This is a genomic window from Anaeromyxobacter sp. SG17 (genome assembly GCF_022690695.1).
GTDB classification, from domain to species: Bacteria; Myxococcota; Myxococcia; order Myxococcales; family Anaeromyxobacteraceae; genus Anaeromyxobacter; species Anaeromyxobacter soli.
The window spans coordinates 1-24,724 of record NZ_JALCYX010000063.1 but is presented as its reverse complement, the minus strand read 5'-3'; the positions used below and the strand labels follow the sequence as shown (position 1 = coordinate 24,724).

The 24,724-nt window shown below is 75.2% G+C and carries 26 protein-coding genes; 10 read left to right on the top strand and 16 right to left on the bottom strand.

All coding sequences use genetic code 11. The features are described from left to right. Both MNY60_RS18440 and MNY60_RS18435 read right to left on the bottom strand, forming a co-directional pair. On the bottom strand, positions 1–481 hold a 481-nt coding region (locus MNY60_RS18440; RefSeq protein WP_242361374.1), incomplete at its 3' end, for a diacylglycerol kinase. A 35-nt stretch (positions 482–516) separates the two neighbouring features. After that, the gene (locus MNY60_RS18435) at positions 517–1,503 is read right to left on the bottom strand and encodes a dihydroorotate dehydrogenase-like protein (RefSeq protein WP_242340585.1); all 987 of its coding nucleotides are present in this window, start codon (positions 1,501–1,503) and stop codon (positions 517–519) included. A 117-nt stretch (positions 1,504–1,620) separates the two neighbouring features. On the opposite strand from MNY60_RS18435, the gene MNY60_RS18430 reads away from it, so the two are divergent. After that, positions 1,621–2,109 carry an SRPBCC family protein gene (locus MNY60_RS18430; RefSeq protein WP_242340586.1) on the top strand — a complete coding sequence of 163 codons (489 nt, stop codon included), beginning with the start codon at positions 1,621–1,623 and terminating at the stop codon, positions 2,107–2,109. Here the strand turns inward: MNY60_RS18430 and MNY60_RS18425 are convergent. The 7 genes from MNY60_RS18425 to MNY60_RS18395 form a co-directional block, all read right to left on the bottom strand. Then, complete coding sequence (locus MNY60_RS18425; RefSeq protein ID WP_242340587.1) at positions 2,084–2,539, bottom strand: universal stress protein; 456 nt, start codon at positions 2,537–2,539, stop codon at positions 2,084–2,086. The two genes, MNY60_RS18430 and MNY60_RS18425, sit on opposite strands and share 26 nt — an antisense overlap. A gap of 145 nt (positions 2,540–2,684) precedes the next feature. Further along, positions 2,685–4,703 (bottom strand): ATP-binding protein, encoded by a 2,019-nt coding sequence (locus MNY60_RS18420; RefSeq protein ID WP_242340588.1) that lies wholly within the window; start codon positions 4,701–4,703, stop codon positions 2,685–2,687. Next, entirely contained in the window at positions 4,700–6,850 is a 2,151-nt protein-coding gene (locus MNY60_RS24380) for an ATP-binding protein (RefSeq protein WP_242340589.1), read from the bottom strand. The genes MNY60_RS18420 and MNY60_RS24380 overlap by 4 nt, the downstream gene beginning before the upstream one ends. Further along, positions 6,847–7,845, bottom strand: coding sequence for a SpoIIE family protein phosphatase (locus MNY60_RS18410; protein ID WP_242361371.1), 999 nt, complete (start codon positions 7,843–7,845; stop codon positions 6,847–6,849). Before MNY60_RS18410 ends, MNY60_RS24380 begins: the two co-directional genes overlap by 4 nt. Next, positions 7,842–8,246 carry an anti-sigma regulatory factor gene (locus MNY60_RS18405; protein ID WP_242340591.1) on the bottom strand — a complete coding sequence of 135 codons (405 nt, stop codon included), beginning with the start codon at positions 8,244–8,246 and terminating at the stop codon, positions 7,842–7,844. Before MNY60_RS18405 ends, MNY60_RS18410 begins: the two co-directional genes overlap by 4 nt. Positions 8,247–8,256: 10 nt before the next feature. Beyond that, positions 8,257–8,628, bottom strand: a complete 372-nt coding sequence (locus MNY60_RS18400) for an STAS domain-containing protein (RefSeq protein WP_242340592.1) — start codon at positions 8,626–8,628, stop codon at positions 8,257–8,259. Between the two features lie 12 nt (positions 8,629–8,640). Next, entirely contained in the window at positions 8,641–9,492 is an 852-nt protein-coding gene (locus tag MNY60_RS18395; protein WP_242340593.1) for an STAS domain-containing protein, read from the bottom strand. A gap of 181 nt (positions 9,493–9,673) precedes the next feature. On the opposite strand from MNY60_RS18395, the gene MNY60_RS18390 reads away from it, so the two are divergent. Continuing rightward, entirely contained in the window at positions 9,674–10,753 is a 1,080-nt protein-coding gene (locus MNY60_RS18390; protein ID WP_242340594.1) for a 4Fe-4S binding protein, read from the top strand. On the opposite strand, the gene MNY60_RS18385 is transcribed toward MNY60_RS18390, so the two are convergent. After that, complete coding sequence (locus MNY60_RS18385; RefSeq protein ID WP_242340595.1) at positions 10,737–11,438, bottom strand: radical SAM protein; 702 nt, start codon at positions 11,436–11,438, stop codon at positions 10,737–10,739. The two genes, MNY60_RS18390 and MNY60_RS18385, sit on opposite strands and share 17 nt — an antisense overlap. 112 nt (positions 11,439–11,550) lie before the next feature. Next, positions 11,551–12,075: a hypothetical protein gene (locus MNY60_RS18380; protein WP_242352638.1), complete on the bottom strand. Its 525-nt coding sequence runs from the start codon at positions 12,073–12,075 to the stop codon at positions 11,551–11,553. A 334-nt stretch (positions 12,076–12,409) separates the two neighbouring features. Between MNY60_RS18380 and MNY60_RS18375 the strand changes: the two genes are divergently transcribed. Continuing rightward, on the top strand, positions 12,410–12,880 hold the full coding sequence (locus tag MNY60_RS18375; RefSeq protein WP_242340597.1) for an aminoacyl-tRNA deacylase: 471 nt from the start codon (positions 12,410–12,412) through the stop codon (positions 12,878–12,880). Positions 12,881–12,908: 28 nt separating this feature from the next. Here MNY60_RS18375 and MNY60_RS18370 read toward each other — a convergent pair whose 3' ends face one another. Both MNY60_RS18370 and MNY60_RS18365 read right to left on the bottom strand, forming a co-directional pair. Beyond that, the gene (locus MNY60_RS18370) at positions 12,909–14,357 is read right to left on the bottom strand and encodes an MFS transporter (RefSeq protein WP_242361368.1); all 1,449 of its coding nucleotides are present in this window, start codon (positions 14,355–14,357) and stop codon (positions 12,909–12,911) included. A 153-nt stretch (positions 14,358–14,510) separates the two neighbouring features. Continuing rightward, positions 14,511–16,223, bottom strand: coding sequence for an ATP-binding protein (locus tag MNY60_RS18365; protein ID WP_242361365.1), 1,713 nt, complete (start codon positions 16,221–16,223; stop codon positions 14,511–14,513). 199 nt (positions 16,224–16,422) lie between these two features. Between MNY60_RS18365 and MNY60_RS18360 the strand changes: the two genes are divergently transcribed. From MNY60_RS18360 to MNY60_RS18330, 7 genes are all read left to right on the top strand, one after another. Beyond that, entirely contained in the window at positions 16,423–16,905 is a 483-nt protein-coding gene (locus MNY60_RS18360; protein WP_242340600.1) for a MarR family winged helix-turn-helix transcriptional regulator, read from the top strand. Positions 16,906–16,946: 41 nt separating this feature from the next. Beyond that, positions 16,947–17,711: a 5'/3'-nucleotidase SurE gene (surE, locus tag MNY60_RS18355; RefSeq protein WP_242361362.1), complete on the top strand. Its 765-nt coding sequence runs from the start codon at positions 16,947–16,949 to the stop codon at positions 17,709–17,711. After that, positions 17,708–18,652: a M23 family metallopeptidase gene (locus MNY60_RS18350; protein ID WP_242361358.1), complete on the top strand. Its 945-nt coding sequence runs from the start codon at positions 17,708–17,710 to the stop codon at positions 18,650–18,652. Before surE ends, MNY60_RS18350 begins: the two co-directional genes overlap by 4 nt. A 74-nt stretch (positions 18,653–18,726) precedes the next feature. Then, on the top strand, positions 18,727–19,242 hold the full coding sequence (locus tag MNY60_RS18345; protein ID WP_242341385.1) for an adenine phosphoribosyltransferase: 516 nt from the start codon (positions 18,727–18,729) through the stop codon (positions 19,240–19,242). 46 nt (positions 19,243–19,288) lie between these two features. Continuing rightward, positions 19,289–20,137 carry an MBL fold metallo-hydrolase gene (locus tag MNY60_RS18340; RefSeq protein ID WP_242361354.1) on the top strand — a complete coding sequence of 283 codons (849 nt, stop codon included), beginning with the start codon at positions 19,289–19,291 and terminating at the stop codon, positions 20,135–20,137. A 76-nt stretch (positions 20,138–20,213) separates the two neighbouring features. Further along, the gene (locus MNY60_RS18335) at positions 20,214–20,921 is read left to right on the top strand and encodes an oxidoreductase (protein ID WP_242341383.1); all 708 of its coding nucleotides are present in this window, start codon (positions 20,214–20,216) and stop codon (positions 20,919–20,921) included. An 8-nt stretch (positions 20,922–20,929) separates the two neighbouring features. Then, positions 20,930–21,985 carry an AI-2E family transporter gene (locus MNY60_RS18330; RefSeq protein WP_242341382.1) on the top strand — a complete coding sequence of 352 codons (1,056 nt, stop codon included), beginning with the start codon at positions 20,930–20,932 and terminating at the stop codon, positions 21,983–21,985. Positions 21,986–22,012: 27 nt separating this feature from the next. On the opposite strand, the gene MNY60_RS18325 is transcribed toward MNY60_RS18330, so the two are convergent. From MNY60_RS18325 to MNY60_RS18315, 3 genes are all read right to left on the bottom strand, one after another. Further along, a complete protein-coding gene (locus MNY60_RS18325) occupies positions 22,013–22,261 on the bottom strand; it encodes an Lrp/AsnC ligand binding domain-containing protein (RefSeq protein WP_242341381.1) in 249 nt (82 codons plus the stop codon). An 88-nt stretch (positions 22,262–22,349) separates the two neighbouring features. Continuing rightward, the gene (locus MNY60_RS18320; protein WP_242341380.1) at positions 22,350–23,276 is read right to left on the bottom strand and encodes a DNA-3-methyladenine glycosylase; all 927 of its coding nucleotides are present in this window, start codon (positions 23,274–23,276) and stop codon (positions 22,350–22,352) included. A 66-nt stretch (positions 23,277–23,342) separates the two neighbouring features. Then, on the bottom strand, positions 23,343–24,527 hold the full coding sequence (locus MNY60_RS18315) for a BamA/TamA family outer membrane protein (protein WP_242341379.1): 1,185 nt from the start codon (positions 24,525–24,527) through the stop codon (positions 23,343–23,345). Positions 24,528–24,724 lie beyond the last annotated feature (197 nt).

The window sequence follows — 24,724 nt, the reverse complement described above, 5'->3', positions numbered from 1 at the left end:
GCCCGCCGCGCTCGACGGGCGCGGGGAGCCGCCACGCGGCGAGCGCGGCGACCGCGGCCCCTGCCACCGACGGGGCGAGCGCCCGGGCTCCTTCGGCGAGCGCCGCGATCCGGGGCGCGAGGACGGCGGCCGCGACCGCGACGCTCGCGACGGCGAGCGCGAGCACGGCGCCGGCCGCGGCGTCCTTCGCGAAGCGGGCGCGCGGATCCGGACCGGGCAGCACCACGTCCACGATCGTCTCGAGCGCCGAGTTCACCGCCTCGGCGGCGACGACCGCGCCCGCGCAGGCGAGGACGAGCGCGCGCTCCGCCGCGGTGAGCTCGAGCACCGCCGCGCCGCACGTCGCGAGGACGCCGAGCCCGAGGTGGATGCGGAGGTTCCGCTCGCGGAGGGCTGCGTCGGCGAGGCCCGCGCCCGCGCAGGCGAAGGCCCGGACGAGGGCGGCCGGCGCGCGGGGCGGCCTGGGCGAGGGGGTGGCCATCGCCCGACATGCTGCCACGGGGCGACGGCCGTGGATCAGATGTTCTGCGACAGGATGAGGTGCACGTACTGGGCTCGCTCGAACGCCCCGGGATCGCTCACCTCGCGCTGGGACAGCGCCCCCCGGAGCTCGTCCAGCGTCGAGATGCCGCGGCGGTCCAGCCAGTCCTCGAGCTCCGCGAGCACCTTTCCGAGGTGCGGCATCCCGTTCTTCATGAGCGCGGAGGCGAGCTGCACCACGTGCGCGCCGGCCAGGATCTGCTTCAGCACGCCGGCGGCGTCGTACACCCCTGTGGTCGCGGCGAGGTGGGCGCGCACCCGCCCGTGCAGCAAGGCGATCCAGCGCAGCGGCAGGAGCGACTCCGCCGGTGAAGAAGGGGTCATGGTCGGCGCCGCCGCCATGCGCTCGAGCGAGATGTCGGGCTGCAGGAACCGGTTGAAGAGGACGAGGCCGTCCACCTCGAGCGCGTCGAGCCGGGAGGCGAAGTTCGCGAGCGAGGTGAAGTACGGCGAGAGCTTCACCGCGATCGGGATGCGCACCGCGTGGCGAACGGCGGCGACGATCTCGAGGTAGCGCGCCTCGATCTCCGCCGCCGACACGGCCGGATCCGCCTCCACCGCGTACAGGTTCACCTCGAGCGCGTCCGCGCCCGCCTGCTCGATGTCGCGCGCGTACTCCGTCCAGCTCCCGGGCGCCGCGCAGTTGAGGCTCGCGATGACCGGGATCTCGAGCGCCCGCTTCGCGCGCTCGACGAGCGACAGGTAGTCGTGCGGCCCGACCCGCTGCGGCGGGAAGTAGGTGCGCGCCTCGGGGTTCGACTCGGCGCCGCGGAGGAGCTCCTCCTCGAGCGCGCTCGTCGAGGACTCGAGCTGCTCCTCGAACAGCGACCGGAGCACCACCGCCCCGGCGCCGTGCCCCTCCGCGGCCTCGAGGTTCTCGAGGCGGTTCGAGAGCGCGCAGCTCGCGAGCACGAGCGGGCTGGGCAGCGCGAGCCCCATGTACTCGGTGACGAGCTCGGCCATGAGATCTCCGCGAGGCGCCCTCCTCTCCGGGTTTATCGAGCGGACCCGAGCGGCGCCAGCAAACCCCGCCCGCGGGCGCTATCGGGAGCGGCGAAGGCCCACCCCGGAGGAGACCCCATGGCCCGCCGCTGGGTCCTCGAGCGCGCGCAGCTCGTGCCGCGCCTGCGCGAGGACGTCTTCGCCTTCTTCTCCGACGCGCACAACCTCGAGGCCATCACGCCCGGGTTCCTGCGCTTCCGTGTCGTCACGCCCGGCCCCATCGAGCTCGCGCCCGGCGCGCTCATCGCGTACCGGCTGTCGCTCTTCGGCGTGCCGTTCTCGTGGCGCACGCGCATCGACGAGCTCGTGCCCGGCGAGCGATTCGTGGACGTCCAGCTCGCGGGCCCCTACCGGCGCTGGCGCCACCTCCACACGTTCGAGGACGCGCCGGGGGGGACGCTGGTGCGAGACCGCGTCGACTACGAGCTGCCCTTCGGTCCCCTCGGCACGCTCGCGCACGCGCTCCTCGTGCGCCCCTCGCTCGCACGGATCTTCGCGCACCGCGCGGCGCGCATCGCCGAGCTCCTCGCGCCCGTCCCGCCTACGCCGCGGGCGGCCGGACCGTGAGCACCGGGCAGTGCGCCCTGCGGACGACGCGCTCCGCGATGGAGCCCATGAGGGCGTGCTCGATGCCGGTGCGCCCGTGCGTGCCGAGGACGAGCAGGTCCATCCCCCGCGCCCGCGCGAACGCGACGATCTCCGCCGCCGGCTCGCCGGCCTCCTTCGCGGTCTCGACGTGGGGCGCGCCGAGCGCCTCGGCGCTCACGCGCCACTCGTCGAGGTGGCGCTGGGCGCCCTCTGCGAGATCCTGGAGCATCTTCGGGCTCGCCACCACCGAGCCGTCGGGGAAGGTGTAGCCGGGGACCGGATAGGCGTGCAGGAGCCAGAGCTCCGCGCCCATCCGCCGCGCGAGGTCGGCGGCGACCTCCATCGCGGCGCGCGAGGCGTCGGAGAAGTCGATCGGGCAGCAGATCCGCTTCCACTCGGCGGTCGGCATCGGGGTGCTCCTCCCGCGCCAGTGTAAGCCCCGCGGCCGCCCCTCGCGCGGGTCCGCCCCGCGAGACCCGCCGCTCCCCGCCGCGGCCCCGGATTGCGCTCGCCTGCGCGCCAGCCGCGCACCTCGCCTGGGTGGTCGATGGGTTCTACCCCGCCACGGGCAGCGTGAACGAGAACCGCGCCCCGTCGCCGGGCTCGCTCTCCACCCAGACCTTCCCGCCGTGGCGCTCGACGAGCGTCTTCACGATCGACAGGCCGAGCCCCACGCCGTGCGCGCCGGACTCGCGCCCGCGCCAGTAGCGCTCGAAGATGAGCGTCTGCTCCTCCAGCGCGATGCCCGGCCCCTCGTCCGTGACGGTGAACAGCGCCTCGTCTCCCCGACGCCGGGCGGCGAGCTCGATGGTGCCCTTGCGCGGGCTCACCTTGGCGGCGTTCGAGAGGAGGTTCGAGAGGACGCGGTGCACCCGCTCGCGATCGCAGCGGACCACGACCCCCTCGGCGACCGTGCGGACCCGGAGCTCGCGCTCGCGCACGGCGGGCGCGACGCCGTCGAGCGCGTCGTCGAGCAGGTCGCGCGCCGCGTGCTCGCCCAGGTCGAGCTCGAGCCGCCCCGTCTCCGCACGCGCGAGGTCGAGCAGGTCGTGGACCAGGCGGTTCATCCGGTCGCCGGCGCGGCGGATGCTCGCCGCGCGCCGCGAGACGACCTCGCGCAGGTCGGGGCGATCGGCGGAGCGCTCGAGCTGCGCCGCCGCGAGGACGATCGACGAGAGCGGGTTGCGCAGGTCGTGCGAGACCTCGGCGAGCGTCTGCTCGCGGGCGCGCAGCGAGCGCGCGAGCTCGTCGTGGAGGCGCGCGTTCTCGAGGGCGATCGCCGCGCGATCCGCGATCTCCTCGCCGAGCGCGAGCTCGACGGGCGCGAGCTCGACCCCGCGCGCCGAGCGCACGAGCGTGAGCGCGCCGAGGACCCGGCCGCCGTGGGCGATGGGGAACACGGCCGCCGCGCCGACGCGGAGCGTGAGCAGCGCCTGCCGGTGGGCGGCGTCCTGCGCCGGCTCGAGCGCGTCGGGATCGTCCACGGGCTGGAGGTGCTGCGGCGCGCCCGCGGCGAGCGCGCGCGCGATCGCGCCGGCTCCTCCCGGCGCGCGGGCCTCGACGACCGCCGCGTCGGGCAGGCGCGCCGGCTCGGCGCTCGCCACCGCGAGCCGCTTCGTCCCGTCCTGGGTGACCCGGTCGACGATGCACCAGTCCCCGATCTCGCCCGCGCAGAGCACCGCGAGCCGGCGCATCGCCGTGGCGATCTCCCCCGGCGCGACCATGAGCGCGCTCGTGACGGAGAGCAGGAACGACATCCGGCGCTGCGCCGCCTCGGCGCGCGCGAGCGCGTCCTCGCGCTCGCGCTCGGCCCGCTTGCGCTCGGTGAGGTCGAGCACGAACGCCACGTGGCCGCCGCCGCCGGGGACCGCTGCCGCGCCCACGAGCACCGGCACGCGGCTGCCGTCCTTGCGCCAGAACTCCTTCTCGTACGGCCGCACGACGCCGCCGGACCGGAGCTGCTCCTCGGCGGCCGCGTCCAGCGCGCGCCACTCCGAGGGCGTCAGCTCGCCCTGCTCGGCGCGCAGCCCGGGGGCGAGCGAGACGCCGTTCACCTGGGCGAGGTCGTCCGCCCGCGCGAGCCCCAGGATGCGGAGGAGCTCGTCGTTCCCCTCGAGGAAGCCACCCCGGCGGTCGAACTCGGCGACCCCGAACATGCTCGAGTCGACGAACCGCCGGAGGCGCGCCTCCGCGAGGCGGACGCGCAGGAGCGCGTTCAGCGCCGCCACGAGGACGTGCGGCTCGACGGGGTGGGTGAGGTACAGGTCCGCGCCGCCCTCGAGCCCTCGCACGACGTCGTCCGCGTCGGCCCGACGCGCGGAGAGGAAGACGATCGGCAGCGCGGCGGTGGCGGGGTCCGCCTTGAGGTCGCGGCAGACGTCGAAGCCGATCGCGTCGGGGAGCTGCACGTCGAGGAGCACGAGCTCGGGGCGCGCGGAGCGCGCGAGCGCCCGGGCCTGGGCGCCCGTGGCGGCGACGCTCACGCGGAAGCCGGCGTTCGCGAGGATGCGGTTCACCGCGTAGCGGGTCGCCTCGTCGTCCTCGACGAACAGGATGTGCGCCCGGGAGTTCACGGCGGATCGACCCCTCGTCCGAGGCGCGCGAGCGCTTCCCGGATCTCGTGCAGCGCGGACAGCCGCGGTCGGCCCTTGGCGAGGATCGCCGCGGCGCCCGCCGCGCGCGCGCGCTGCTCGGGGCCGAGCTCCTCCCCGGTGTAGACGAGCACCGGCACGTCGCGCGTCCGCGGGTCGGCCCGGAGCCGCGCGAGCACCTCCCCCCCGTCCATCCCCGGCATCTTCCAGTCGAGGAACACCGCCGCGGGCCGGCGCTCCGCGACGCGCCGCAGCGCCTCCTCGCCGGAGGCGACGTCCACGACCGCGTAGCGCGTCTCCGAGAGGAGCGAGCGGAGCAGGTACCGCGAGGCCTCGTCGTCGTCGACGATCAGGAGCTCCTCGCGCGGCAGGAGCCCCGCCGCCTCCTCGAGGCGTGACAGGAGCCAGCCGCGCTCGAGCGGCTTCTCGGCGAAGTCGTCCGCCCCGAGCCCCTTCGCCTTGCCGCGGTTCTCGACCATGGTCACGACGTAGACGGGGATGCCGCGGGTGAGCGCGGAGCCCTTGAGCTCGGACAGGAGCGGCCAGGCCGTCTCGGCGCCGAGCATGACGTCGAGCACGACCGCCACGGGCCGGAGCCGCTGCACCGCGCGCCGCGCCTCGAGCAGCGTCCCGACCGAGAGCACCTGGAACGGCGTCCCGCTCGTGAACTTCTCGTAGACGAAGATCGTCTCGGGGTTGTCCTCGACCACGAGCACGGGGTACCGGGTGGGATCGTGGAGCGCGGCGATGTCGGGGACCGCGCCGATCTCGGGGGGGCCCCCGTAGAAGAGCGGCACGTCAAAGGTGAAGGTGGAGCCGACGCCCGGCTCGCTCTGCAGGGTGATCCGGCCGCCGAGCAGCTCGGCGAGCCGCCTGGAGAGCGGGAGCCCGAGGCCGGTGCCGCGCACGCGCCGCTGCACCGGCGAGTCGAGCTGACCGTACTCCTGGAAGATGCGCTCCTGGTCCTCCGGCGCGATCCCGATGCCGGTGTCCGACACCGAGAAGATCGCCCGGCCGCCCTCGCGCCGGGCCGCGATGCGCACCTCGCCGCGCTCGGTGAACTTGAGCGCGTTGGAGATGAGGTTGCGGAGGATCTGCGAGATCTTGCCCTCGTCCGTGTAGAGCGCCGGCAGCCCCACCGGGTCCTCGAAGTGGAGCGCGAGCTGGGTGGTCGCGAGGAGCGGCCGCAGCATGCCACGCAGCGCCCCGAACAGCTCGCTCACCTCGAACGGCGCGGCGCGGACGGTGGTCTTCCCCGCCTCCACCTTGGCGAGATCGAGGAGGTCGTTCACGAGGTCGAGCATCCCCTCCGCCGAGCGGCGCGCGAACCCGATCTGCTTGCGCTGCTCGTCGTTGAGGGGGCCGTCGCTCTCGCCGAGCAGCAGCCCGCAGAACGAGATCACGGTGTTGAGCGGGGTCCGGAACTCGTGGCTCATGTTCGAGAGGAACCGGCTCTTCAGCTCCGAGGCCCGCCGCAGGTAGTCGGCCTTCTCGTCGAGCTCCGCGTACAGCGCGACCACCCCGCGGTTCGTGTCCTCGAGCTCGCGGTTCAGCTCGACGAGCTGGCGCTCGCGCTCCTTGAGCGCGTCGAGCGCGCCGAGCAGCTCCTGGTTCTGGGTGGTGAGCTCCTCGAGGGCGTCGTGCGGCCGCTCCCGCGAGAGCGCGTCGAGGAGGGCCGCGAGCTCGCGCGGCGTCGCCGGCCCCGCCCCCGGCGGCAGGTCCTTCACGAGCGTCACCGTCGTGCCCGAAGGTCCGCTCTGGATGTCGAAGCGGTCGACGAGCCGCCGGCTCCCGGCGATGCCGAGCCCCATGCCCGTGGGGGAGTGGTAGCGGCCGGAGAGGACCGCGTCGAGGTCCTTCACCCCTCGTCCCTGGTCCCGGACGCGCACGACGAGCGCGCTCGCCTCCTCGCCGTCCTCGAGCGCGATCTCCACCTTCCCGCCGCTCGCGTACTTCCAGGCGTTCCGCGCGATCTCGGAGACGGCCGTCGCGAGGCGCGTCTGCTCCGAGGCCGCGACGCCCACCAGCCGCGCCACCTGCCGCGCGCGCTGCCGCGCGAGGACGACGTCCTCCTCCCGCCGGATCGCGACGGTGAGGATGGGGCCGGTGCCGCCCGGTTGGCTCCTCACACGCCCCTCCGCGCGACGAGGACGGTCGCGTCGTCGCGGCCGCGCGCGTGATCGCGGAACAGGACCCCCGCCACGAGCGCGGGGTGCCGCGCGAGCAGCCCCGGGTACGCCGCGGCGTCCCAGTGGGTGGCGATGCCGTCCGAGTGCATGACGAGGACCGCGCCCTCCGGCACTTCGTAGGCGTACTCGTGGATCGATCGCGCCGCGTGCCCGGCGGTCCCTGCGAGCGACACGAGCCGGCGCACCGCGCCGGTGCCGACGATGGCGCCGACCACGTTCCCGAGCCCCGAGTAGCGCAGTGCGCCGGTGCCGAGGTCGAGCGTGGCGACCGCCAGCGCGGCGCCACGGGTCGCGCGGAGCGCGGCGTGGGCCCGGCCGACGATCTCGCGTGGCGGCTCGTCGGCCGCCTTGCGGATCGCCTCGAGCGCGACGTGCGCCGCGTCCGCCGCGTGGGGCCCGTGGCCGAGCCCGTCGACGACCGCCAGCACCGCCCGGCCGGCCTGCTCCACCACGAGCCACCCGTCGCCGCAGACGCGCTCGCCGGCCGTGGCGACCGAGATCGCGCCCGTCGCGACCTGGCTCGCGGGCGGGCGCTCCGCCCAGACCTCGGCGACGAGCGCGGTGCCCTTCCCCGGCGCGCTCCACACGTCGAACGCGTCGCCGACCCTCGCCATGGCGCCGAGCCCCTCGCCCGGCGTCCCCGCGGTCGAGTGGCCGTCGCGCATCGCGCGCGGGAGGTCCTCGATGCCGCGGCCCCGGTCGAGCGCGACGACCGCGACCCCACGCGGCGGGTGGCCGAGCGGCTGGACGCAGACCACGCCGCCGCCCCCGTGCGCGACGAGGTTCCTCGCCGCCTCGCTCGCCACGATGGCCGCCCGCTCGGCGACCACGCCGTCGAGCCCGAGGTCGCCCGCCAGCCGGCGCGCCGTGCGGCGCGCCTCCCCGATCTGCGAGGCCTCGTCGACGCGGACGAGGATCGTGTCACCATTGGTCAATGCCACTTCGTCACCGTGACGCGGGTCCCCGCGCCGGGGGCGGACTCCACCGCGAATTCGTTCACGAGCCGCTTCGCCCCGCCCAGCCCGAGGCCCAGCCCTCCGCCCGTGGTGTAACCGTCCTTCATCGCGAGCTCCACGTTCGAGATCCCGGGGCCACGGTCGACGAAGACGAGCCTGAGCCCGGAGCGCGGCGGCTCCTCCAGCACCTGGAGCAGCATCTCGCCGCCCCGGCCGTGCTCGAGCGCGTTGCGCGCGAGCTCGCTCGCGGCGGTGACGAGCTTGGTCTGGTCGACGAGCGAGAAGCGCAGCTCCTGGGCGCGGCGCCGGACCCGCTGCCGGACCAGCACCACGTCTGCGTCGGAGCGGATCGCGACCGTCTCCTCCTTCACGACGGGCATGCGGTCGTCCTCACGCGCGGCTCCTCCGAGCCGCGCCCGCCCGCAGGAGCGCCATCCCCTTCTCCACGTTCAGGGCGGTCCGGATGCCGTGCAGCGTGAGGCCGAGCTCGACCAGGGTGATCGCCACCGACGGCTGCATGCCGACGACCACCGTCTCCGCGTTCATGAGCCGGGCCATGGAGGCGATCGAGCCGAGCATGCGGCCGATGAAGGAGTCGACGACGTCGAGCGACGAGATGTCGATGAGCACGCCGCGCGCGCCGGTGCGCGTGATCTGCGCCGTGAGGTCGTCCTGCAGCGTCAGGGCGAGCTGGTCGTGCATGTCCACCTGGATGGTGACGAGCAGGAACTCGCCCATCCGCAGGATCGGGATGCGGTCCATGTTCCGACCTCGTCAGCGACCGGGGAGCTGTGCCACGCCCAGCTTGTCGAGCGCCGCCTTGAAGGCGTCGGCGAGGTTCGCCTTCGTGACGACGGTGCCGAGATCGATCGCGAGGTGGACGATGGTCTGCGCGATCGCCGGGCGGATGCCGCTGATGATGCACTCGGCGCCCATCAGCCGCGCCGCCGCCACCGTCTTCATGAGGTGCTGCGCGACGAGGGTGTCGACCGTCGGCACGCCGGTGATGTCGATGATCGCCACCTCGGAGCCGGTCTCCACGATCTTCTCGAGGAGCGTCTCCATCACCACCTGCGTCCGGTTGGAGTCGAGCGTGCCGATCATCGGCAGCGCCAGGATGCCGTCCCACAGCTTCACGACCGGGGTCGAGAGCTCGAGCATCTCCTCCTGCTGGCGCACGATCACCGCCTCGCGCGCCTTCTGGTACACCTCGGTCGTGTAGAGGCCGAGCTCGTCCAGGAGCTCCGTCGCCGCCCAGGTCTCGTCGGCGAGCGCGACCGGGTCCCGCATGAGCTCCTCCCGCAGCCGCATGAAGAGCGGCCGCTTGAACGAGAAGACGAACTTGGCGGTCTCGCTCGGCGAGAACCCCTGCGCACCGCGCGAGGCGGAGACGTTGGCGAGCAGCTCGCGGAGCGGCCCGTACTCGGGACGGGTCATGTCGACGCCGCCCTTCGTCGTCGCCTCGCGGAACAGGCGCAGGAACTCGGCGCACTGCTCGCGCAGCTCCCCCTCCTTGATCGCGCCGGTCCGGGACCTCGACTGTAGCTGCTCGCGGATCCAGTCCGCGAGCAGCGCCTCGCCGTGACGCTCGAGGATGCGCGGGAGGTGGATGAGGTTGACGGCCATCGTTACGCTCCGTGTAGTTGGAATTTTGGGAAAAGCGGAATGTTACGCATCGCGGCCCCCGTCGGAAGGGAGGCCACGGCTCCAGCCCCGGAAGGGATGATCGCGGGACGCATGGCCTCTGCGTTGTCCCAGCCGGGCCCGAGGAGATAACGTTCGCCGCCCGCCGGAGCACCACCCGAGCATGTCGACGCCCAACCACGAGCTTCTCCCCGAGCCGCCGCCCGCTCCCTCGCCCGCCGTCCCTCGATTCGGCGTGACGCCCGCCCGGTGGACGAACCCGCACCGGCTCCTCCCGCGCGTCCGCTGGGCCGTGCAGATCGCGTATCTCGCCTTCCTGGCGCTCGTCGGGCTCGAGTTCGCCCGCTTCGTCTCGCAGGCGACGAGCGACGGACCGCTCACCGTCTCGCGCCCACCCGCGGTCGAGGCCTTCCTCCCCATCGCGGCGCTCTTGGGCCTGAAGCGCTTCCTCCTCACCCGCTACTGGGACGAGGTCCACCCGGCCGGCCTCACCATCCTCCTCGCGGCCCTCGCGACCGCGTTCCTCGCGCGGAAGGCGTTCTGCTCGTGGGTCTGCCCGGTCGGCACGATCTCGCGGGCGCTCGAGTGGATCGGCAGGCGAACCCTGTGGCGCCGCCGCTGGCCGGCGGTGCCGCGCTGGCTCGACCTGCCGCTCTCCTCGCTCAAGTACCTGCTCCTCGGCTTCTTCGTCTGGACCGTCGGGCAGATGCCGCTCGAGGCGATCGAAGGTTTCCTCCGGTCCCCGTTCAACACGGCCGCCGACGCGAAGATGCTCCTCTTCTTCCGGCACCCCGGGACGCTGTCGCTCTTCGTGATCGGGGCGCTCGCGGCGCTCTCGCTCGTCGTGAAGCACTTCTGGTGCCGCTATCTCTGCCCGTACGGCGCGCTCCTCGGCGTCGCGAGCCTGCTCTCGCCGCTCTCCGTGCGCCGGGATCCGGACGCCTGCAACGACTGCCGCGCCTGCACGCGCGCCTGCCCCGCGGAGATCCCGGTGCACACGCGGCTCCGGGTGATCTCGACCGAGTGCACCGGCTGCATGTCGTGCGTGGCCGCCTGCACGACGCCCGACTGCCTCGGCGTGACGCGCAAGGGGGCGCGGGCGCTCTCCCCGTGGCTCGTCCCGGCGGTGGCGCTCTCGACGCTCCTCGGCTTCTGGGCGATCGCGCGCGCGACCGGCTTCTGGGAGACGAGCCTGCCCGCCGCGGCGTTCCGCTTCGCCTACCGGCTCATGGGCATCGAGTGACGGCGGCCGCGCGCGCCGGGCGGGCCAGGAACAACGCCCGCGCCTGCGCGGCGTAGCTCGCGCGCGGCCCCAGCAGGACGGCGGCGGGGTGGGGCGAGGCGAGCATCCCCTCGCGCTCGAGCACCCGGACGGTCGCGAGCGCCTCGCGCAGGTCCTCGGCGCCGTCCACCTCGAAGCGGATGAGCACCTCGAGCTCCGAGCGCGCCTCGCGGATGCTCCGCAGGATGCGCGCGAACCGCTGCTGATCCAGCGCGCTGCGCGACGCCGCGCGCGCGGCGACGGGGATGGTGACCTGCAGCGTCGTCACCCCCGCGCGCGACAGGCGGCGCGCGCCGAAGCCGTCGAGGAGCGTCGCGTTCGTGATCACCGTCGCGTCGTAGCCGCACCCGTCGCGCGCACACGCGTCGCGCACCCGCGCGGAGCTGGCGACCACGACGTCCGTGTCGAGGAGCGGCTCCCCCCCGAACAGGACGAGCGATACCGCCCCTGCGGCGGTCTCGGCGACGAGGTCGGCGAGCCGCTCCGCCACCGCGAGGGCGGCGGCGCGGTTGGGGCGGCCACGCTGGCGCCCCCGCGCGCATCCGCCGCAGGTCAGGTTGCACGGGAACCCGAGGTCGAGGAGCGCCTTGAGCCGCGGGCCCGCGAGCCCCTCCGTCGGGTCGAGATCGTACGTGAGGATCGCCACCGCGGCGGAACGTGGCCACGGCGCGCGCGCCCGGCCTCGGCCGTCGTCACTCTGAGCGAAGTCCGTCGGGGTACCCGGTGCGTCGCGGCGATCGCGTCATCAGGTGTCGCCATCAGGGCGGCAGCCGGCCCGTGAGCACCGCGAGCCGCACCTCGCGACCGACGCCGGGCAGCCACGTCGCCGCGCTCTCCACCGCCGACCAGAGCGCGTCGGCCCAGGGCGAGACCGGGCGCCCCGCCGCGGGCGCCGGGAGGCGCAGGACGCGGATCCCGGGGAGGTGACGTCGAACGAGCTCGAGCTCCCGCGCCCCGAGCGCGCCGGCGGTCGCGGCCCGCGGCGGGCTGCTGTCCCACGCCGCGGGGGCGAGCGGCTCCACGAAGGCGAACGGGGCGTCGGGCCTCACCCAGGCCCGCAGGCGGTAGAGGAGGGCCTCGATGTCCGCCGCGCGAGAGAGCAGCCCCTCCGCGGCCACCGCGTCGAACGACCAGGTCGGCAGCTCGATCGCGCGCCACGGCTCCGGGGCCGCGAGCGCGTCGGCACCGAGCGAGATGGGCGTCACGCGCGCGCCGTCCCGCTCGAGCGCCGCGGCGAGGGGGCCGGCCTCCTCGGCCGCGACGAGCACCTCCGCGTCGCGCACCTCGCCGAGGGCTTCCCGCGCGAGCTCGCGGGCGGTCGGGGACGGTCGGGACGCGCGCGGTCGGCGCCCCAGGGTCGGAGCAACGGTGTCGAGGGCCATTCGTGAGGTGCGATCCCGCTCTGGCGGCGCCCGTCCGTCGGCGCCTCGGCGATCACGGGCGAACCATTCGCCCCCCGGGCGCGGGAAGCAAGGGCCCCTGCAGAGGACGCCCGCGGACGGGCTCGCCCTCCCGCGTCCCTACCCACCCGTGGTCAGCCGTCGTGCTCGCCGCGGCGGGGGGCGCGGTTAGGGAAAGGTCAACGCCACCCGCCCGCGCCAAGCGGAGGAGGTCGCCGTGATCCCGGAGCCCATCGACCGGTATCTGAAGCAGCACCACCTCGCCTACGAGCACTCGGTCCACGTCCGCGCCGTTCCGGCGCAGCGGCTCGCCGCCGCGGAGCACGTCTCCGGCGAGCGGATCGCGAAGCCGGTGGTGGTCGACCTCGACGGCAAGCTCGCGCTCGCCGTCGTGTCGGCCACGCAGCGCGTGGACCTCGAGGCGCTGCGGCGCGCCACCGGCGCGGCGCGCGCGGCGCTGGCGCCGGAGACCGCCTTCTCGGGGATGTTCATGGCGTGCGAGGTCGGCGCGGAGCCGCCGCTCGGGCTCTTCGGGATGCCCATCTACGTCGACGACGCGCTCGCGCACGAGGCGTGGATCGTCGTCCGCGGCGGCACGCACGAGGACGCGCTCCGGCTCGACACGGCCGCCTGGCTCCGCGAGGAGCACGTGGTGCCGGTCGAGCGGCTCGGCCTGCATCCGTTCTGAGCGGGTGAGCGCCGAGGGCGCGGCGCCGTCACCGCCGGAGGATCCTGACGTACGCGAGGGCTCCTCGCGCCGCGCCGGTCGCGGCGCGGTGCACCTCGGCGAGCGAGACGGCGCCGCGCGCGTCCGTGCGGAGGGCGAGGAGCGCGCTCGCGAGCCGGCCCAGGGCCGACACGACGAACACGAGCTCGAGGCCGGTCCCTCCGGCCCGGCCGAGCGTGGCGAGCGAGGGCGGCAGCGCGACGGCGGCGAGCCCCCCCAGCGTCACGGCGGCGGCGTAGGCCAGGCCGCCCGCCATCGCGAACGCGGCGAGGTGGAACGGGCGGTCGCGACGGGCGCCGATCTCGAGCGGGAGCGCGAGCGTCGCGAGCGCGTGGCCCCCCCAGGCCGCCCCGCCGATCGCGGCGTCGAGCGCGATCGGCCACAGCCGGTCCGGCGAGCTCGCCAGCCACAGGAGCGGCAGCCCCGCGGCGGCGAAGGAGCAGGCGGCGAGCACCGGCCGCGCTCCGGCGCGATCGAGGACCCGCCCCCACAGCGGCGCCGTCACGAAGCGGGTGACCGCCCCGATGGCGGCGTGGGCGGCGACGAGCATGAAGCCGGCCCGGAGGTCGTGCAGCAGGTAGAGCGTGAAGTACCCGCCCGCGAGGCCCACCGAGGCGTTCCAGGCGACCTGGTAGACGAGCACGGCGCGCGCGTCGCGATCCCGCAGCGGCCGGAGCGCGTCCCCGAGCGACGGCGGCGAGGGGGAAGGCGCGGGCGGCTCGTGCTGGCGCTGCATGAGCGCGGTCGTCACCGCGCCGAACGCAGACGAGGCGAGCGCCAGCCCCGCGAGCGCGAGCGGCGCGGCCCTGCCGGTCCCGACCGCGTCGAGCAGCCGCGCGACGCCGAGCCCCGCGACCGTGCCGCCGGCGGTGCAGAGCGCGGTGCGCCGCCCGAAGTAGCGGCCGCGGAGGCGCTCCGGGACGAGCTCGCCCATCCACGCGACCCACGCGTTGTTCCCGACCACGGCGAGGGCCGCGGAGAGCGCCGCGACCACGAGCAGGAGCGCCCGCGCCGCGGGCGCGGACAGCGGGAGGAAGGGGAGCGCGGCGAGCGGGAGGAGCGCCTGGCGCGAGAGCGTCACGGCGCTCACGGCCACCCGGCGCCGGCCGAAGGTCGCGGTGGTCCAGGCGGCAGGGAGCTGCACGACCTGCGCGAGCTGGGGGAGCGCGGCGATGAGCCCGACCTCGAGCGGCGTCGCGCCGAGGTGGAGCGCCCACGCCGTGAGCACGGTGGGACCGGCGGTCGCGGCGACGAGCTCGGCGAAGGCCCCCTCGACCGAGGAGGCGCGCAGCGAGCTGCGGACGCGGCTCTTGGACCCTGTGGCGCGCCCGCCTCCCACCGCGGGGGGAGCGCCGCGCAGGAGCCCGAGGGCGGGCGCGGAGGCAGCAAGGAACAGCCCGCGCAACAGCGCGGCAGGCAGGCGGACGATGGAGTGCATGGCGCGGCGGCGCTCCCCTCCCCGCGCGCGTCAGCGCATTCTGTCACGCACGGGGCGTCCCCGTAAAGGTGGCCACGCGGGAGCTCGAACGCGCCTCACCCGATCGTCCGATCGGGTGAGCCGTCGTCGGCTGCGACGCGATCGTTCTTCGGGTCAGTCGAGCGGCAGCTCGACGGTGAACGTCGAGCCCTGCCCCGGCGCGCTCGCGACGCGGATGCTGCCGCCGTGCGCGGCGATGATCTGCTGCACGATCCACAGGCCGAGCCCGAGGCCGGAGTAGTGCCGCCCGGAGACGGCGCGCTCGAAGCGCCCGAAGATCCGGGCCTGGTCGGCGGCGTCGATCCCGATGCCCTGGTCGGCCACCGTCACGCGCGCCGTGCCGTTCGACGCGGAGACGCCCACGCGGACCGGCTTCCCGTGGCCGTACTTGAGCGCGTTCGAGACGAGGTTCGAGACGACCTGCTCGACGCGCGCCGCGTCGAAGGCGCAGCGGACCGGCCCGGGCGCGTCGCACGTGAGCGCGCACCCGGCGTCGGCGGCCTCCTCGGCGTAGCGGCCGGCCACCTCGCGGACGAGCGCGGCGAGATCTGCCTCCTCGCGCGCGAGCACGAGCCGGCCGGCCGTGATGCGCGACACGTCGAGGAGCGCCTCGGAGAGCCGCACCAATCGATCGGCCTGCCGCTCGATCATCCGGAGCCGGGCCTCGGGCGGCCTCGTCGCGGCTGCGCCGTGCGGGTCCCGCAGCAAGAGCTGCACTCCGAGCCGCAGCGTGCCGAGCGGCCCCCGCAGCTCATGGGAGGCGACCTGGAGGAACTCCTCGCGTGCCCGCGCCGCCGCCCTCGCGTCGCCGAGGAGCCGCGCGTGCGCGATCGCCAGCGCCGCGCGCCGCGCCACCTCGCCGATGAGGACCCGATCCGCCGCACCGTACCGCCGGCCGGGATCGGCGCTCGCCACCGCCAGGAGGCCCAGCGCCTCGCCGTCGGCCACGAGCGCCGCGACCACCGCGGACCGCGGCGCCGGCCCGGGCCCGGAGTGGTCCGGGAACTCGTCGATCGGCTCGGGCCGCGGCGGCTCGCCGGCGATGAGGAGCCGCTCGACCGCCAGCGCACGCGCCCGCGCCTCGACGGGCGCGCCCAGGCTCTCGGGGCCGAGCCGCGCCACGTCGACGAGGCCCTCCTCGCGCAGCGCCAGCACCCCCGCCCAGTCGCCGAGCGCGGGCACCGCCAGGCGCACGACCCCGGCGACCATCTCCGCCTCGTCGAGGGTGGCGGCGAGGTGCGCCGACACGTCGTCGAGGAACGCCAGGCGCCGCTGGGCCGCGACCGCCTCGGCGCGGGCGAGCCGCTCGGCGATGAAGAGCCGCGCGCGGTCCAGCGCCTGCGCGCACTGCGAGGCGATCGTGACTGCGAGCGCGCGCTCGACTTCCGGAAAGACGCGCGGGGCGTCGTAGCCCACGTAGAGCACGCCGAGCGGCAGCCCCTGCGACGGCAGGGGCAGCGCGACGAAGGCCTCCCCTCCGAGCCCCTCGTGCCCCGGGTACCTGGAAACGAGCGCGGCGCGATCCTCGAGGAACACGGGGGCCCGCGAGTGGAACGCGTCCCGGACCGGCCCCGGTTCGGTGAGCCGCGCCGACGCCACGACCCCCGGCTCCGCGCCGTACGGGAGCACGTCCATGCCGCCGCCCGCGCCGGGCACGAGGAGGAGGCCCCGCGCCCCGCCGAGCGCGAGGACCCCGCGCCCGAGCGTGACCTCCGCGACCTCGTCCGGCGTCCGCGCGCGAGAGAGCGCGGCCGTGACGGACTGCAGCCGCTCCAGTCGGGCGGCCGACGCCTCTGCGTCCGCACGCGCGATTCGCTCCGCTTCCAAGGAGGGAGCGGTGCCGCCCGCGCGCGGAGACGCGGTGAATCCCTCTCGCCAGTCCAAATTGTCCCCCCGGACACGGACTGCGTGTTTGGCTCGCCATTAACCCAGAACGGGTGAGCGGATTCAAGGCCAGTGTGCGCGGGCATGACCCGCGTCCCCTCGCCCGTGGTAATCGCTTCGGGATCGAGGTGAAATGGTCGTCATGTCCAGGCGCGCCCAGAAGAACGCAGAGCTCCAGGTCAACGGGAAGAGGGCCCTCGGCCCCGTCCTGGAGTTCATGCGGACGCTCTGGGCCCTCGATCACGCGCTCCAGTCGGCCTCCAAGCGGATGGAGTCACGGCTGCGCATCACCGCGCCGCAGCGGCTCGTGGTCCGGATCCTCGGGCGCTATCCGGGCATCTCGGCGGGCGAGCTCTCGGAGATCCTGCACCTCCACCCGAGCACGCTCACCGGGATCCTGAAGCGCCTCGGCGACCGCGGTCTCCTGGAGCGCCGGCGAGATCCCGCCGACGCGCGCCGGGCACTCTTCTCCCTCACGGCGAAGGGGCGCACGGTGGACGATCTCCGGAGCGGGACGGTCGAGGCTGCGGTCCGGCGCGCGCTCACCCGCGTGCGCCCCGCGACCGTGCAGCACGCGCGCGAGGTGGCCGAGGTGCTCGCGGCCGAGCTCGCGCGGGCGGACTGAGCCCACTGCCCGCCTGGCGGTCCGGTGGTACATTCTCGCGCGTGCGAGTCCTGCTCTCCAACGACGATGGCGTGCATGCGCCCGGGCTGAAGGCGCTCGCCGCCGCCTTCGAGGGCGACGAGGTGTGGGTGGTGGCGCCCGACCGCGAGCAGTCGGCCTCGTCGCACGCCATCTCGCTCCACCACCCGCTGCGGCTCCTCGAGCTCGCGCCGCGCTGGTACGCGGTGGACGGGACGCCGACGGACGCCGTGTACATGGGCCTGAACCACGTGCTCCGCGCGGCAAGGCCCGACGTGGTCGTCTCGGGGATAAACCACGGCCCGAACCTCGGCAACGACGTCCTCTACTCCGGCACCGTGGCGGCGGCGATGGAAGGGGCGCTCCTCGGGGTGCACGCGATCGCCGCCTCGCTCGCGTCGCCCCCGACCCATGTCTTCGAGGAGGCCGCCCGCTTCGTGGCGGCGCTCGCGCGGCACGTGGTCGCGCGCCCGCCGCCGGCGCCGCTCCTGCTCAACGTCAACGTCCCGCCCGGCCCGGTGCGCGGGTTCCGCTTCGCCCGGCTCGGCCGGCGGACCTACGGCAACGAGGTCATCGAGAAGACCGATCCGCGCGGCCGCAAGTACTACTGGATCGGCGGCGAGGGCGGACCCACGAACGAGGACATCCCGGGCTCCGACTGCAACTGCGTGCTGAAGGACGGTCTCGTGGCCGTCACGCCGCTCCACCTCGACTCCACGAACGACGCCGTGCTGCAGGAGCTGCGGAGCTGGACGCTGCCCGGGTACTCGAAGGAGCCGGCGCTTTGACGAAGCTCCGCGCCGTCCGCGGCGCGGCGCCCTCCCGGCCCGCGCTCGGCGCCGCCATCCTCGCGCTCATCCTCGCCGCCTGCGCCCCGCCCCCGTCGCTCGCGCCCCGCGCCGCCGCGCCCTCCCGCGCCTCGCCCGACCCGGCGCCCGACCCCGCGCCACCGCCGGCCCGCGCCCTGCCCGTGCCGCTCGAGTCGGCGCCGCACCACGAGGAGCCGGGCGTCGTCGGCGTCGTACACGTCGTACGGAGCGGCGAGACCGTCTACCGCATCGCCCGCGCCTACGGCGTCGACGCGGCCGACCTGATGGAGACGAACGGCATCTCCGATCCTCGCGCCGTGGCGGCGGGCACCGCGCTGTTCATCGCGGGAGCGAGCCGGGTCGTGTCCCTCTCGCCCCCTGACGCGGGCGCGGCACCCGCGCCGCTCGCCGGCGGGCCCGCGCCGCTCCCAGGCCCGGCGCCCGCGGATCCTCGCGCAGAGCCTCCGGCGGCCGCCTCCCTCCCGACTCGCGCTCCGCCCCCGGCGGCGAGCGCCGCCCCTACCCCGACCGGCCTCCGGGCGAGCGACGACGGCGCGCCGCTCGCGTGGCCCCTCAAGGGCGTGCTCTACGGACGCTACGGGGTCCGCGCCGGACAGCGCCACGACGGGATCGACATCGCCGCCCCCGAGGGCGCGCCGGTCGCCGCGGCGGCCGACGGCGTCGTCATCTTCGCGGGCGAGCAGCCCGGCTACGGCGCGATCGTCATCCTCAAGCACGCGGACGACCTCGTGACGCTCTACGCCCACAACTCGCGCGTCCTGGTGAAGGACGGCCAGCGGGTCTCGCGCGGCGATCCGATCGCGCGCGTCGGGCAGACCGGCCGGACGACCGGTCCCCACCTCCACTTCGAGGTCCGCAAGGCCACCCGCCCGCGGAACCCGCTCCTCTTCCTGCCTTGACGGCGCGCCCGCGCCGCGGCCCTCGGCCTCGCTCCGGCGCGATACCGTGCTGGGCCGTGGTAATCTCCGCGCCCATGGAAGCCGTCCGCGCCCGAATCCGAGACGTCCCCGACTTCCCTCAGAAGGGAATCGTCTTCAAGGACATCACCCCCGTCCTCGCGGATCCCACCACCTTCCGCGAGGTCATCGACGCGTTCGTCGCCCGCTGGAAGGACGAGCGGATCTCGAAGGTCGTGGGGATCGAGTCGCGCGGCTTCCTCTTCGCGGCTCCGCTCGCCTACGCGCTCGGCGCCGGGCTCACCATCGCGCGCAAGCCGGGCAAGCTCCCGTGGGAGACCATCCGCGAGGTCTACTCCCTCGAGTACGGCGAGAACGCGCTCGAGCTGCACATCGACGCGGTCAAGGCCGGCGAGCGCGTGCTCGTGGTGGACGACGTGCTCGCGACCGGCGGCACCGCCGACGCGGTCGGACGGCTCGTGACGCGCCAGGGGGCTCACCTCGTCGCGTACTCGTTCCTGGTCGAGCTCGGGTTCCTCGGCGGCGCGAAGCGGCTCGGCCGCGAGCACGTGCACGCGCTCCTCTCCTACTGACCGATCGCGCGCTGCCGGCGCGGCCCCACCGGATTAGAAACGGCCGGTGAGCCCGACCTCGCCCGCGCGCACGCTCAAGTTCCTCGGCACCGCCGGCGCGCGGTTCGTCGTGTCGACGCAGCTCCGCCACTCCGGCGGCCTCGTCTGGACGCTGGACGGCACGGTCGTGTGGGTCGATCCCGGGCCGGGCGCGCTCGTGCGCGCGCTCGCGTCCAGACCGCGCGTGGACCCGGCGAAGGTCGACGCCCTGGTGGTCACGCACCGGCACCTCGACCACGCAGGAGACGCGACCGCGATCGTCGAGGCGATGAGCAAGGGGGGCTTCGCACCCCGCGGGACGCTCCTCGCCCCGCGCGACGCGCTCGAGGAGGAGCCGGTGGTGTTCCGCTACGCGCAGCGGTTCGTCGCGCGGCGGCTCGTGCTCGCCGAGGGGAGCCGGCACGAGCTCGCGCCCGGCGTCTTCCTCGAGACGCCGCTCGCGCACGACCACGGGATCGAGACCTACGGCTACCGGCTCTCGGCGCCCGGATTCACGGCAGGTCACGTCGTGGACACGTTCTGGCTGGACGCGCTGCCGCGCGCGTACGCCGGCGTCGACCTCCTCGTCGTGAACACCACGCGCGAGCACGGCCGCGACCGGAGGTACCTCCACCTCGGCGCGGACGACGCGGAGGCGCTCGTGGCGGAGATCCGGCCCCGGATCGCCGTGCTCACGCACCTCGGCATGCAGCTCGCGCGCGGGCGGGCGGAGGAGCTCGCGCTCGCGATCTCCGGGCGCACCGGCGTCCCGACGGTGGCGGCGCGCGACGGCTGGCTGCTCGATCTGACCGAGCTCGAGGCCGCGGCGGAGCGCCGGCGCGCCCCTCCTCGCCCGCGAGGAGATGACGCTCGGTGACACGCCCCTCCCGAGCCGGCCGCCTCCCGCCGCCGCGGGCGCGCCGTGGAGCGCGCCCGGTGATAGGTTTCGCGCGATGACGGGCCCCACGCAGCACGCCGCCGTGCCGGTCCTCGCGGCCTGGGACGAGACCTCCGCCTTCCGGGGCCTGCGCGTCGCCTTGCCGCCCCCGCTCGCGGCGGCGCACGTCCTCCCCGGCCAGGTGGTCAAGATCCGCACGGACGCCGGGGAGGGGTTCTTCGCGCTCGCGAGCGCCCCGGACCCGAGCGGATCCGCCGACCTGCTCGTGAAGCGCGGCGGGCACGTCGCGGACGCGGTGATCGCCCGCGCGGTCCCCGGGGGCCACCTCGAGCTCACGCCCCCCTTCGGGAAGGGATTCCCGGTCGCCGAGGCGGAGGGCAGGGACGTGCTCCTCTTCGCCGCCGGCTCCGCGATCGCGCCGGTCCGCTCGCTCGTGCAGCACCTCGTGCGCGAGCGGGACCGCTTCGGGCGAATCACCCTCTTCTACGGCCAGCGCCTCGGCGCGGAGTTCGCGTACGTGGGCGAGCACCTGGCCTGGGAGCGCCGCGGCGTGCGCGTGATCCTCTGCCCCTCCGCCGAGGATGACGCGTGGCTCGGCCTCCGCGGCCGCGTCCAGAAGGTGGCGCGCTCGCTGGCGTTCGGCGGGGCGGCGCCCGGGGACGCCGTGGCGTTCGTCTCCGGGATGACCGCGATGGTGGAGGACGTCCGCCACACGCTCGCGCAGGCGGGGATCCCGCCTGGGCGCGTCCACGCGAACTTCTAGGGACCCGCATGCCCCCTCCCGTACACGCGCGCCGCCTGCTCGTCGCGATGCTCGTCGCCGCGATCGCGCTGACCGCCGTGCTGATCTGGCCGTTCTGGGTCGCGTTCTTCCTCGCGGCCGTGCTCTCGGCGACGCTGCGGAGCCCCATGGAGTGGCTCACGCGCAAGCTGCGCGGCCGCCGCCAGCTCGCCGCGACCCTCCTCACCCTCGCCGTGCTGCTCGCCGTGGTGGTGCCCGTGGCGGGGATCGGCACGTTCCTCGTCCGCCAGGTCCTCGACGGCATCGCCTGGCTCCGCGAGCTCATCGCGAGCGAGGGCTTCGGCGGGCTCCTGACGCGGCTCCCGGATCCCGTGGAGCGCGCCGCGCGGAGGCTCCTCGCGTCGACGCCGCAGCCGCAGCAGCAGATCCAGCGGATGGCCGAGCAGGGGCAGCAGGCCGCGGGCGTCGTCACCGGCGTGATCTCCGCCACCGGCACGGCCGTCTTCCAGACGACCATGATGCTCATCGCGTTCTTCTTCATGCTCGTCGACGGCGCGCGGCTCGTCGCCTGGCTCGACCGCCACGTGCCGCTCAGGCCCGGGCTCCTGCGCGAGCTCATCGAGGAGTTCCGCAAGACGAGCGTCTCCGTCCTCACCGCGACGCTCGCGACCGCCGGGATCCAGACGGTGACCGCGCTCGTCGGCTACCTCATCGCCCGCGCGCCGAACGTCATCTTCTTCACGCTCGCCACCTTCGTCATCGCGCTCGTGCCCGCGCTGGGCGCCACCTTGATGGTGATCACCGTGGCGGTCGTGCTGCTCGCGACCGGCCACCTCGTCGCCGGCGCGTTCCTCGCCGCGTGGGGCCTCGGCGTCGTGTCGATCGTCGACAACGCCGTGCGGCCTTACCTGCTCAAGGGCGGCATGGAGCTGCACGGCGGCGTCGTGTTCTTCGCGCTGCTCGGCGGCCTCGCCATGTTCGGCGGCATCGGGCTCGTGCTCGGACCGCTGATCGTCACGTTCCTGCTCGCCATCCTGAAGATGTACGAGCAGGAGTACGGGCGCGGGGTGAGGCCCGAGCAGTAGCGCGCGGCGCGCCGCACCGCCCCGCGCTCAGGCCGTCGGCTTGAACGCCCGGAACGCGAGCATCGTCACGGTGTGCGCGACCCCGGCGACCTTCTGCAGCCGATCGGGGATGAGATCGCCGAACGCCTCGTAGGTGGGGGCGTACAGCTTCACGAGCAGGTCGTGCTCGCCGGTGATCGAGTGCACCTCGGAGACGCCCTCGATCTCCATGATCGCGTTCGCGACCTCCTCGAGGCGTCCCAGCTCGCACTTCACGAGAACGAACGCAGCCTTCATCGCGCCCTCTCCGGTCGGGGGGATCCGCGAGCGTTCTACCACGCTCGGCCCCGCGCCGGCCGGGCCCGGAAGCGGCGCCGCCGTCGGCTCACGGCCAGGCCGGCCGCTCGCCGTGCCAGTCGGCGGTGACCTCGAGCCACATGGCGAGCCCGGCGTACGGACCGTACGGCGCATACCAGCGGCGCAGCGCGCGGTCCGTCGGGACGCGACGCCGGCCGCGGAGCCGCGCGAGCTTGGGCCGCGTCCAGGAGTCGAGGGCGAGGTGATCGTGCCGCCCCAGGAGGCGGAGCAGGTGCTCGGTCGCGTAGGGGCCGAAGCCCGCGAGGGCGCGGATGCGCCGCGCGAGCGCGTCGGTCGGCTCCGCCGAGACGCGCAGGGCCTCGAGCTCCAGCGCGCCGGAGGCCACGTCGCGCGCGAGCGCGCCGAGGAACGGCGCCCGGTACCCCGCCCGGATCTCCTCGCGGTAGAAGCGCTCCGGCATCGCGGCCATCGCGGCGGGCGTGGGGAACGCGCGCGTGCCGAGGGGCGCCCGGGCGCCGAGCGCGTCGCACAGGCGCGTCACCATCGCGCGCGTGAGCCCCCAGGAGCAGTTCGTCGTGCAGAGCGTCTTCACCGCGTCCTCGAACACGGTCGGGGAGCGGAGCAGGCGGCCCGCGCCGCGGGCGAGCGCCCAGCGCAGATCGGGGAGGTCCTTCCCCTCCCCCGCGGCGCGCCGCGCCTCGAGCGCCGCCGCCCGCGCGAAGAACGCGGACAGATCGTCGTCGAGCGCCAGGCAGTGACGGAGCGCGTCCCGGGCCGACCGCGCCTCCTCGACGCCGAGCCGGCCCTCGCCGAAGGCGCGGAACGCGAGCCCACCCTCCCCCGGCGCGACCTCCGCGTACGCCGTCCGGCCCCCCGGCAGGAGCACCGGACGGCCGAGCACGCGGCGATCGACGTCGTAACGCCAGGGCGGCAGGTCGTACCAGCCGTGGCTGCGCACGGTGAGATCGAGATCGAAAGGCTCGGGGACTCGCACGTGGGGGGCGCTCCAGGAAGCTACGGGAGCATCGGAACGTCCTGCTCGCGAATCATGATCGGCCGTCTAGAAGGCCTCCAGCACCAGCACGTACACCTCCGGCCCGGCGGGCCCGGCGGCGAGGTCGAAGCGGATGTTCGCGCCCTCGTCGGTGAGCCGCCACCGAAGGCCCACGCCGCCGGCCACCTTGACGGTGTCGAGCCCGAGGTCGCGCGGCGTGTGCGCGACCTCGCCGAGCGCGCCGAAGGCCGTGGCGGAGAGCCGCCCGCGAACGGGCACGCGCAGCTCCGTCTGGGCGGCCCAGGACAGCCGATCGCGATAGCGCCCCTCGCGGATCCCGCGCAGGAAGCGGGTCGAGCCGAGCCGCGGGAGCATCGTGAAGGGCACGTCGCCGTTCGACCACTCCGCGATGCCCGCGAGGCCGAGGACCCGGCCGCCGCCCAGCGGCAGGAACCTGCGCGCCTCCGCGAGGCCGCGCCCGAGCCCTCCGTGATCGCCGAGCGCGCGCGGGTACAGCGTGTACCAGGCCTGCGCGAACGCGCCGCGGGAGGGCCAGAACGCGCTGTCCCGCGTGTCGAACGTGAGGCTCGCCCCCGCGCCCGCCCCGCGGAAGCCGCGCGCGCCCGGGACGTCGCCCGACGCGAGGGCCCCGCCGGCCTCGAGGTCGCGGATCTCCTCGGCGCGGAAGTCGAGGCGCGGGCCGGCGCGGAGCGCGGTGCCGGCGATGGGCCACTCCGCGACGAGGTACCCCTCCACCGTGCGGCGCGTGAACGGCTCGCGAGCGCCCTCCGACGAGCGCGGCCCGAGGCCGTAGAAGACGTCCGGGAAGTGCAGCGCGCGCACCCGGCCGCCGAGGAACGCCCCGCTGCGCGTCGTGAGGTCCCCCGCGACGTCGACCGAGCCCTGCCCCTCGAGCGTGTAGACGAGGGCGGCGAACACGGAGGACGCGCGCGGCGCACCGCCGACGTGCAGGTGTAGCCCGCCCGTCGCCCCGAGCCCGAGCTTCGTCTCCGGCAGCCAGAAGAGCACGGGCAGGGCGAACCCGCGCACGCCGCTCGGCGGCGCACCGACGCTCTCGGCGGCAGCCTTGGCGGCCGGCTCCGCGGGCGTCTCCGGCGCCGCCGCGCCCGTGGCCGGATCGCCCGCGTGAGCTCCGGCTTCGGCGCCGCGGGCAGCCTCCTCGGCCATGGCCGCGAAGGGCGCGCCGAGGGCGAGCGCGAGGAGCAGGGGAGCGGAGGAGAGCTTCGTCATCCGAAAGGCGGGAGAGATTAACAGGTCGGCGCCCGCGCCGCCCGAGCCGGGGGCACGCTCGACGCTTCGGCACTCGCCGAAGCCAGCGCGCGCACCGCGTCTGCGGGCTCCTCGGCAAACGCTGCGAGCGCAGGTGCAGCCGGTGAGGCTGCGCGGGAGCGAGCCGGGGGTCCGGGGGGCGCGGCGGGTGCGGCCCC

Coding starts and splice junctions, on each gene's coding strand:
- MNY60_RS18435 (WP_242340585.1), bottom strand. CDS start 1,503: ATGGCCGAGCTCGTCACCGAGTACATGGGGCTCGCGCTGCCCAGCCCG.
- MNY60_RS18430 (WP_242340586.1), top strand. CDS start 1,621: ATGGCCCGCCGCTGGGTCCTCGAGCGCGCGCAGCTCGTGCCGCGCCTG.
- MNY60_RS18425 (WP_242340587.1), bottom strand. CDS start 2,539: ATGCCGACCGCCGAGTGGAAGCGGATCTGCTGCCCGATCGACTTCTCC.
- MNY60_RS18405 (WP_242340591.1), bottom strand. CDS start 8,246: ATGCCCGTCGTGAAGGAGGAGACGGTCGCGATCCGCTCCGACGCAGAC.
- MNY60_RS18400 (WP_242340592.1), bottom strand. CDS start 8,628: ATGGACCGCATCCCGATCCTGCGGATGGGCGAGTTCCTGCTCGTCACC.
- MNY60_RS18395 (WP_242340593.1), bottom strand. CDS start 9,492: ATGGCCGTCAACCTCATCCACCTCCCGCGCATCCTCGAGCGTCACGGC.
- MNY60_RS18390 (WP_242340594.1), top strand. CDS start 9,674: ATGTCGACGCCCAACCACGAGCTTCTCCCCGAGCCGCCGCCCGCTCCC.
- MNY60_RS18370 (WP_242361368.1), bottom strand. CDS start 14,357: ATGCACTCCATCGTCCGCCTGCCTGCCGCGCTGTTGCGCGGGCTGTTC.
- MNY60_RS18360 (WP_242340600.1), top strand. CDS start 16,423: ATGTCCAGGCGCGCCCAGAAGAACGCAGAGCTCCAGGTCAACGGGAAG.
- MNY60_RS18345 (WP_242341385.1), top strand. CDS start 18,727: ATGGAAGCCGTCCGCGCCCGAATCCGAGACGTCCCCGACTTCCCTCAG.
- MNY60_RS18335 (WP_242341383.1), top strand. CDS start 20,214: ATGACGGGCCCCACGCAGCACGCCGCCGTGCCGGTCCTCGCGGCCTGG.
- MNY60_RS18330 (WP_242341382.1), top strand. CDS start 20,930: ATGCCCCCTCCCGTACACGCGCGCCGCCTGCTCGTCGCGATGCTCGTC.
- MNY60_RS18325 (WP_242341381.1), bottom strand. CDS start 22,261: ATGAAGGCTGCGTTCGTTCTCGTGAAGTGCGAGCTGGGACGCCTCGAG.
- MNY60_RS18315 (WP_242341379.1), bottom strand. CDS start 24,527: ATGACGAAGCTCTCCTCCGCTCCCCTGCTCCTCGCGCTCGCCCTCGGC.